General features: G+C 64.7%; 5 protein-coding genes. 3 read left to right on the top strand and 2 right to left on the bottom strand.

Annotation, left to right across the window (positions count from 1 at the left end):
* Positions 1 to 2837: DNA polymerase I (polA, locus tag AC4FAH_RS10905; protein WP_490246024.1), on the bottom strand; the 2837-nt coding region annotated here is incomplete at its 3' end.
* 357 nt (positions 2838 to 3194) lie between these two features.
* Between polA and AC4FAH_RS10900 the strand changes: the two genes are divergently transcribed.
* The 3 genes from AC4FAH_RS10900 to speA all read left to right on the top strand — a co-directional run bounded on the left by AC4FAH_RS10900 (position 3195) and on the right by speA (position 6757).
* A complete protein-coding gene (locus AC4FAH_RS10900; protein WP_082388170.1) occupies positions 3195 to 3524 on the top strand; it encodes a DUF2782 domain-containing protein in 330 nt (109 codons plus the stop codon).
* Between the two features lie 195 nt (positions 3525 to 3719).
* The gene (locus AC4FAH_RS10895) at positions 3720 to 4682 is read left to right on the top strand and encodes a homoserine kinase (RefSeq protein WP_490246023.1); all 963 of its coding nucleotides are present in this window, start codon (positions 3720 to 3722) and stop codon (positions 4680 to 4682) included.
* A gap of 176 nt (positions 4683 to 4858) precedes the next feature.
* Entirely contained in the window at positions 4859 to 6757 is a 1899-nt protein-coding gene (gene speA / locus AC4FAH_RS10890; RefSeq protein ID WP_287024182.1) for a biosynthetic arginine decarboxylase, read from the top strand.
* A gap of 213 nt (positions 6758 to 6970) precedes the next feature.
* Here the strand turns inward: speA and AC4FAH_RS10885 are convergent, their stop codons facing one another.
* Positions 6971 to 7705: a fumarylacetoacetate hydrolase family protein gene (locus AC4FAH_RS10885; protein ID WP_176675972.1), complete on the bottom strand. Its 735-nt coding sequence runs from the start codon at positions 7703 to 7705 to the stop codon at positions 6971 to 6973.
* Positions 7706 to 7862 lie beyond the last annotated feature (157 nt).

Raw genomic sequence — 7862 nt, 5'->3', positions numbered from 1 at the left:
ACGTCGAGGGAGGCGGCGTTCTGCATGCGCTGCGCGACGTCTTTCATGAAGTCTTCGACCTGCGCTTCGGCGACTTCGAAGACGAGTTCATCGTGTACCTGCATGACCATCATGGCGTCGTATCTGTCGGCACCGTCGCTGCCCGCCAGCCAGGCATCCACGTCGATCATGGCGCGCTTGATGATGTCGGCGGCGCTGCCTTGCATCGGGGCGTTGATGGCAGTGCGCTCGGCGGCGCTGCGACGCGCGTGATTGCGTGAACCGATTTCCGGCAGGTAGAGACGGCGACCGAAGATGGTCTCGACGTAGCCCTGCTCGGCGGCGAGCTGACGCGTGTCTTCCATATAGGTGGCGACACCCGGATAACGCTCGAAGTAGCGCTCGATGTAGGTCTTGGCCTGGCCGGGTTCGATATCCAGCTGACGCGAGAGGCCCCAGGCGGACATGCCGTAGATCAGCCCGAAGTTGATGGCCTTGGCGCTGCGACGCTGGTCACTGCTGACACGCGATTCCTCGGTGCCGAAGACTTCCGCGGCGGTGGCGGCGTGCACGTCGCGGTTGTCGGCGAAGGCCGAGAGCAGGCCCTTGTCACCGGAGAGGTGCGCCATGATGCGCAGCTCGATCTGCGAGTAATCCGCCGCGACGATGCGATAGCCGGGGCGCGCGATGAAGGCCTGACGGATGCGACGGCCCTCGTCACTGCGCACCGGGATGTTCTGCAGGTTCGGATCAGACGACGACAGGCGCCCCGTGGCGGTGACGGCCTGATGGTAGCTGGTGTGCAGGCGACGCGTGGTCGGGTTGACCAGCTGCGGCAGCTTGTCGGTGTAGGTGCTCTTGAGCTTGGTCATGCCGCGATGGCGCATGATCAGCTTGGGCAGCGGGTAGTCCAGCGCCAGCTCCTCAAGCACCGCTTCGGCGGTGGACGGCGCGCCCTTGGGCGTCTTCTTCTTGACCGGCAGCTTCTGCTCCTCGAAGAGGATCTCGCCCAGCTGCTTGGGGGAAGAGAGGTTGAACTCGCGGCCTGCAAGCTCAAAGGCCTGCTTCTCGATGTCGTGGATCTGCTCGGTCAGCTCGCGGGTCTGGACGTGCAGGCGCTCGGGGTCGATCGCGACACCGTTGCGCTCGATGCGTGCCAGCACCGGAATCAGCGGATACTCGAACTGACGCAGCACTTCATCCAGACGCCCCAGCTTCTCGATGCGCGGCATCAGCAGCGCGGCGAGACGCAGGGTGATGTCGACATCCTCGCAGGCATACGGCATCGCCTCTTCCAGCGCGATCTGATCGAACGTCAGCTGCTTGGCGCCCTTGCCGGCGATGTCGGTGAAGCTGATGGTGCTCTCGCCCAGATACTTGAGCGCCAGCGAGTCCATGTCGTGACGGGTCGCGGTGGAATTGAGCACGTAGGACATCAGCATGGTGTCGGCCAGCGGGCCGGCCACCGCGATGTCATAGCGCGCCAGCACCTCGATATCGTACTTGAGGTTCTGGCCGATCTTGGTGATGGCGGTATCGGCCAGAATCGGCGTCAGCGCTTCCAGCACGGCCTGGCGCTCCAGCTGCGCGGGGGCATCCAGATAGCTGTGAGCGACGGGAATGTAGACGGCCTCGCCGACTTCCAGCGCCATGCCGATACCGACGATCTCGGCTTCCATGTAGTTGAGGCTGGTGGTCTCGAGATCGAAGCACAGCGAGGTGGCGTTGCGCACGCGCTCGAGCCACGCGTCCAGCTCGGCCTGCTCGGTGATGGCGCGGTAGTTGCGCTCCTCACGCGGCGGCAGCGCATCGGGCATCTCGTCGCCCTCTTCCGCCGCTTCCAGATCAGGCGTTGGCGCAGCGGCGGTCTTGCCCTTGCCTGAGGCCTTTTCAGCGACCGGCGCGATGTTGTCACCGAACAGGTCACTGCCGGCGACTCCGCTGTCCTTCTCGTCGGCATGCGGGGTGGCCGCCATGTCGCCGCCTTCCAGCAGCTCCTTCAGCCAGGCGCGGAATTCCATCTCCTTGTAGAGCTCGACCAGCGCGGCGGTGTCCGGCGCGGCGATCGCGAGGTCATCCAGGCCATATTCCAGCTCGCAGTCCAGCTTGATGGTGGCGAGACGGTAGGAGAGATAGGCATCTTCGCGATGCGCTTCCATCTTCTTGGCCAGGGTCTTGGCGCCACGGAAGCTGAGCGTCTTGATGCGATCGAGATCGCCGTAGATGGTGTCGAGGCCGCCTTCCATGCCCTGCAGCAGGCCCAGCGCGGTCTTCTCGCCCACGCCCGGCACGCCGGGGATGTTGTCGACCTTGTCGCCCATCAGCGCGAGGAAGTCGATGATCAGGTTCGGCGGAATGCCGAACTTCTCGGTAACGCCGTCCACGTCCAGCGTCTCGTTCTTCATGGTGTTGACCAGGGTGATGTGCTCGTTCACCAGCTGGGCCATGTCCTTGTCGCCGGTGGAGATGACGGCGTCACGCCCGGCTTCCGTCGCCATGCGCGCCAGGGTGCCGATGACATCATCGGCCTCGACGCCTTCCACGCACAGCAGGGGCAGGCCAAGGGCACGCACGCAGGCATGCAGCGGCTCGACCTGCAGGCGCAGGTCATCCGGCATCGGCGGGCGCTGGGCCTTGTACTCGGGGTACATGTCGTCGCGGAAGGTCTTGCCCTTGGCATCGAAGACCACCGCCATGGGGCTGTCCGGATACTGGCGAATCAGGCTCTTGAGCATGTTGATCACGCCCTTCACCGCGCCGGTGGGCAGGCCCTTGGAGGTGGTCAGCGGCGGCAGAGCATGAAAGGCACGATAGAGATAGGAAGATCCATCGACGAGAACGATCGGCGTGGCGGCCATGAGCAGTCGCATCCGTAGGCTGAAGGGTGAGCTTGGGGCAAGCAGAGTCGGGGCCGAAAACCTCTCGGCAGCTATGGCTGTCATGATACGCAAGGGCTGCGGCGAGGCACAGTCGCCACCCTCGGCGCGTGTGTCTTCTGCGCCCGGCATTGATGGCGGGAAGTCGTGCACACTGCCGGCAAGGGACGTAAACTGCGCCCATCAGGCAAGGTTTCAGGCCAGCGCCGATTCGCTTGTCTTCTGCACGGGTACGCACCGGGTGCTTGCTCGCAGGCACCCTGCCTGCAGGCCCCTTGCTCACAGAACTTTTGCACGCGGAACCTGATACAGGCTGCGCTTGTGTAAAGGAGGATTGTCATGCGCTCGACTGCTTCCATTGCTCCGCATTCCCTGCTGCGCCTGCCCACGCTGCTGGCCACCGGGCTGCTGCTGGCCGTCACCGCCCTGAGTGCGCCGCTGGCCGTCGCCGAGAGCGAGGCCCCCAAGCCGCAGATCACCAGCCGTCAGCAGGATGACCGCCAGCTGCGCGAATACCGCGTCAATGGCCATCTGTATGCCATCGAGATCATCCCCAAGGGCGGCGCGCCCTTCTTCCTGCTCGACAGTGACGGCAACGGCAACTTCATCAAGTCCAGCGTCACCAGTGCCAGCCAGCTCAAGGTACCCGGCTGGGCACTGAAAAAGTGATAAGCTCGGCATCTGGTTCACGCGACAGCTGAGCCAGCAGCGACAGGCGTCACGCCCGCGGCACATCTCTTGCCCCCGGGCGTGGCGGCATCCTTCCTGCATACCTACAACAACTCCTGTCAGCGCATTGCCGCCGCTTCGCTCCGGCGGCGCGCCACTGGCGGGGCGGACACATTTCGGCGAGAAGAGTCACCCATGGCAGTCTTTACCCCCCTGAGCGACGCTCAGGTCGCAGAATTTCTGGCAGAGTACGACGCAGGCACGCTGACATCGCTTGAGGATGTCGCGCACGGCACCGAGAACTCGACCTTCTTCGTCACCACCGATCGCCGCGAGATGGTGCTGACCCTGTTCGAGCAGGGCGAGCATGCGGAACTGCCCTTCTTCGTCGAGCTGCTCGACTTCCTCGCCAGCCACAAGCTGCCAGTGCCGGGCCCGCTGCACGACCGCGACGGCCAGGCGCTCAAGGTGCTGGCAGGCAAGCCGGCGCTGCTGTTCCCGCGTATGCCGGGCAACTGGCCGGTCTCGCCCAACGTGGCCCAGTGCCGCGAGATCGGCGCGGCGCTGGGGCGCATGCATGCCGTCTCGCAGCATTTCACCGGCCACCGTCCCAACACCCGTGACCTGCACTGGATCAAGCCGATGCACCACAAGGTGCTGGCGTATCTGAGCCCGGAAGACCAGGCGCTGATGGCCGACGAGATCGATGTCTGCGAAGACGTCTTCAGCGGTGTCGAGCTGCCGCAGGGCGCGCTGCATGGTGACCTGTTCCGCGACAACACTCTGTTCGACGGCGACCGCCTCGGCGGTATCATCGACTTCTACAACGGCTGCACCGGCGACCTGATCTTCGATCTGTCGATTCTGGTCAATGACTGGTGCTCCAATGACGATGGTCGCCTGGACCAGCCGCGTTATGACGCCCTGCTCAGCGCCTATCTGGCCGAGCGCCCGATGAACGCCGACGAGCGACGCCTGTGGCCGAGCATGTTGCGCATGACCGCGCTGCGCTATTGGCTGTCACGCCTGCTGGTGGTCTACGTGGACCCGCCCGCCCACAGCCTGACGCCGAAGGACCCGGCACAGTACCGCCAGCTGCTGGGTCGGCGTATCGAGGAAGGCGCTCTGCCGCTGCCCGAGGCCACGCAACCGGCCTGATCGGCACCTCCCACGCTGTCCGAGTCGTCAAAGCAATTGCCTGCTGGCCCCCAGCAGGCATAATGCGCCCTCTGAGCGCCCGCATTCCTGCGGGCGTCATTGTCTTCTCCGACGCTGCCCACACCTGTTGAGCACCGCCGGGCTTGCCTTCACGCCGTCCATCTCCGGAGACCGCGATGACCTCCTTTGCAGCCGAAGCACGCCGCACCTACAACATCGACCAGTGGGGCAGCGGCTATTTCGACGTGGGCCAGGATGGCCTGACACTGGTGCGCCCGCATGGCGAGCCGGGCACGCCTGCGCTGCCGCTGATCTCGCTGATCGACAAGGCGCGCGCCCAAGGCCTGCGCCTGCCGTTGCTGGTTCGCTTCGCCGATATCCTGCATGACCGCGTCGAGCAGCTGTGCGCCGCCTTCGATGCCGCCATCAGCTCGCGCGGCTATGGCGCCAGCTATACCGCCGTCTACCCGATCAAGGTCAATCAGCAGCGTCGCGTGGTCGAGGAACTGCTGGCGACCAACGAACGCTCACGCGGGCGTGTCGGGCTGGAAGCCGGCAGCAAGCCGGAACTGCTCGCCGTGCTGGCGCTGTCGGACAGCGGCCCGTCGGTCATCGTCTGCAACGGCTACAAGGACCGCGAATACGTGCGTCTGGCGCTGATGGGCGAGAAACTCGGCCACCGCGTGCATCTGGTGATCGAGAAGGCCAGCGAGCTGGAACTGGTGCTGGAAGAGGCCAGGCGCCTCGGCGTGCGTCCGCGCATCGGGCTGCGCGCGCGCCTGGCCACCATCGGCAAGGGCAACTGGCAGAACACCGGCGGCGAGAAGTCCAAGTTCGGCCTGACCGCCAGCCAGATCGTCGCGCTGGTCGAGCGCCTGCGCGAGGTGGATGCGCTCGACTGCCTCAAGCTGGTCCACTTCCATCTTGGCTCCCAGATCGCGGACATCAGCGATATCCAGCGCGGTCTGGCCGAGTGCGCGCGCTTCTATCAGGGCCTGCACGAAGCTGGCGCCGGCGTGGAAATCGTCGATGTCGGTGGCGGCCTGGGCGTGGACTACGAAGGCACTCGCTCGGAAAGCGCCTGCTCGCTCAACTACTCGATGCGCGAATATGCCGACTATGTGGTCGGCGCCTTCCACGCCGTCTGTGATGCCCATGACCTGCCGCATCCGCACATCATCTCCGAATCCGGCCGCGCCCTGACCGCCCATCATGCGGTACTGGTCACGGACGTGATCGGCGAGGAGCGCGTGAACCTGCCGCTGCCCGCACGCCGCGAGGACGATGCCCAGATCGCCGCGCTGTGGGCGCAGGCCGCACGGCTGGAAGGTCAGCTCGAGCCGCGTGAGCTGGTGGAGATCTACCACGCCGTGGTGCATGCCCAGCATCAGGTGCAGGAGCGCTTCGTGATGGGGCTGGCGAGCATCGCCATCCGCGCCGAGGCCGAAGCCATCTACACCAACGTGTGTCGCAGCCTGGCCGGGCGTCTCGATGCGCGTCAGCGTTCGCACCGCGCGGTGCTCGATGAGCTCAACGAGAAGCTGGCCGACAAGCTGTTCGTCAACTTCTCGCTGTTCCAGTCGCTGCCGGACATCTGGGGCATCGAGCAGATCTTCCCGATTTTGCCGCTGACCGGTCTCGATCGCGCGCCGACACGACGTGGCGTGATTCAGGACATCACCTGCGACAGCGATGGCCGCATCGACACCTATGTGGATGACCAGGGCCTGGACGCCACCCTGCCGCTGCCGGAATGGCATGCCGATGAAGAGAAGCTGCTCGGCTTCTTCATGGTCGGCGCCTATCAGGAAATCCTCGGCGACCTGCACAACCTGTTCGGCGATACCGATTCCGTGGATGCCAGCCTCGACGACGATGGCCAGTGGCAGCTTTCTCATGCGATTCAGGGTGATAGCGTGGCGCAGGTGCTGCGTTACGTGAACTTCGACCCGGAGCAGCTGGCCGCACGCCTCGCGCGTCAGCTCAAGTCATCCAACCTGAATGCGCTGGAACAGGCAGACCTGCTCGAAGACCTGAAGGCCGGTCTCGACGGCTATACCTACCTGGAGAGCTGAGACTTGTGCGAGGCTCGGGCCCTGGCTCAATGAACCGAGTTTGGAAGGATCAGGTTCGGAAGGATTGGCCCGGATAGCAAAAGCTAAAGCCCAGACAGCAAAAGCCCCTGCCGGTGACCCGGCAGGGGCTTTTCTTTTTTAACCCGCTCAGAGCTGTTTTCAACTCGCTCAGGGCTGCTGTCTACATACTCTGGGCTGCCTCAGCCCCAGACGTCATGCCACGCCGCGCGTGCGTGTCTCGACACGCAACAGCTCGCCGCTGCCATCCGGGGCATCCAGCGCCAGTGCCAGCGCCTGATCCGGATTCAGCTCGCCGACGCCTTCCGGTGTGCCGGTCAGCACCACATCGCCGGGCAGCAGGGTGAAGCTGTGGCTGATCTCACTGAGCAGGCGCGCGACGGGGAACAGCATCAGGCTGGTATCCGCTTGCTGGCGCTGCTCGCCATCGATGGCAAAGCGATAGTGCAGCGCCTGGAAATCCACGCTGTGCAGCTCGCCATCGGCATCGCGCCAACGCGGCCCTTCCAGCGCCACGAAGGAAGACAGCGGACAGCTGCCATCGAAGGCCTTGGCCAGCTCCCACGGCTGGCCCTTGGCCTTGAGCTTGCTCTGGCGCTCACGCAGGGTCAGGTCCAGTGCCAGCCCCATGCCGGCCAGTGCTTCCAGCGCCTCTGCTTCGCTGGCTTCACACAGCGGCTTGCCGATCAGCAGCGCCAGCTCGGCCTCATAGTGGTACTGGCCGCGACGCCGCGAGATCGCCAATGGCTTGTCCATCGGCGTCACGCTGGTGGCGGGCTTGATGAACAGCAACGGCTCGCTGGGCACTTCATTGCCGAGCTCCGCGGCGTGGGCTGCGTAATTGCGGCCGACACAGACCACCTTGCCGAGGTCATGAGCGAAGACGCGACCATCGCTGAAACGCGGGGTGAAACGCTGAGCAAGCGGCATGCAGAACTCCTGTCGGGGCGTGATGGAGGATCAATGAAAGACGATCAATGAGAGATATCGCAATGATACGTCGCCCCGACAGCCTGCCACTACCACACCAACGTCCGAGATTTCGCCGCCTGAGCGCAACCCGGCGTTGTGCAGTTCAGTCCACTTC

The sequence above is a fragment of the Cobetia sp. genome (genome assembly GCF_983723665.1).
The sequence above is the reverse complement of the archived record's forward strand: the minus strand, read 5'-3'. Positions and strand labels throughout refer to the sequence as shown.

Coding starts and splice junctions, on each gene's coding strand:
- AC4FAH_RS10895 (WP_490246023.1), top strand. CDS start 3,720: ATGGCAGTCTTTACCCCCCTGAGCGACGCTCAGGTCGCAGAATTTCTG.
- speA (WP_287024182.1), top strand. CDS start 4,859: ATGACCTCCTTTGCAGCCGAAGCACGCCGCACCTACAACATCGACCAG.
- AC4FAH_RS10885 (WP_176675972.1), bottom strand. CDS start 7,705: ATGCCGCTTGCTCAGCGTTTCACCCCGCGTTTCAGCGATGGTCGCGTC.
- AC4FAH_RS10900 (WP_082388170.1), top strand. CDS start 3,195: ATGCGCTCGACTGCTTCCATTGCTCCGCATTCCCTGCTGCGCCTGCCC.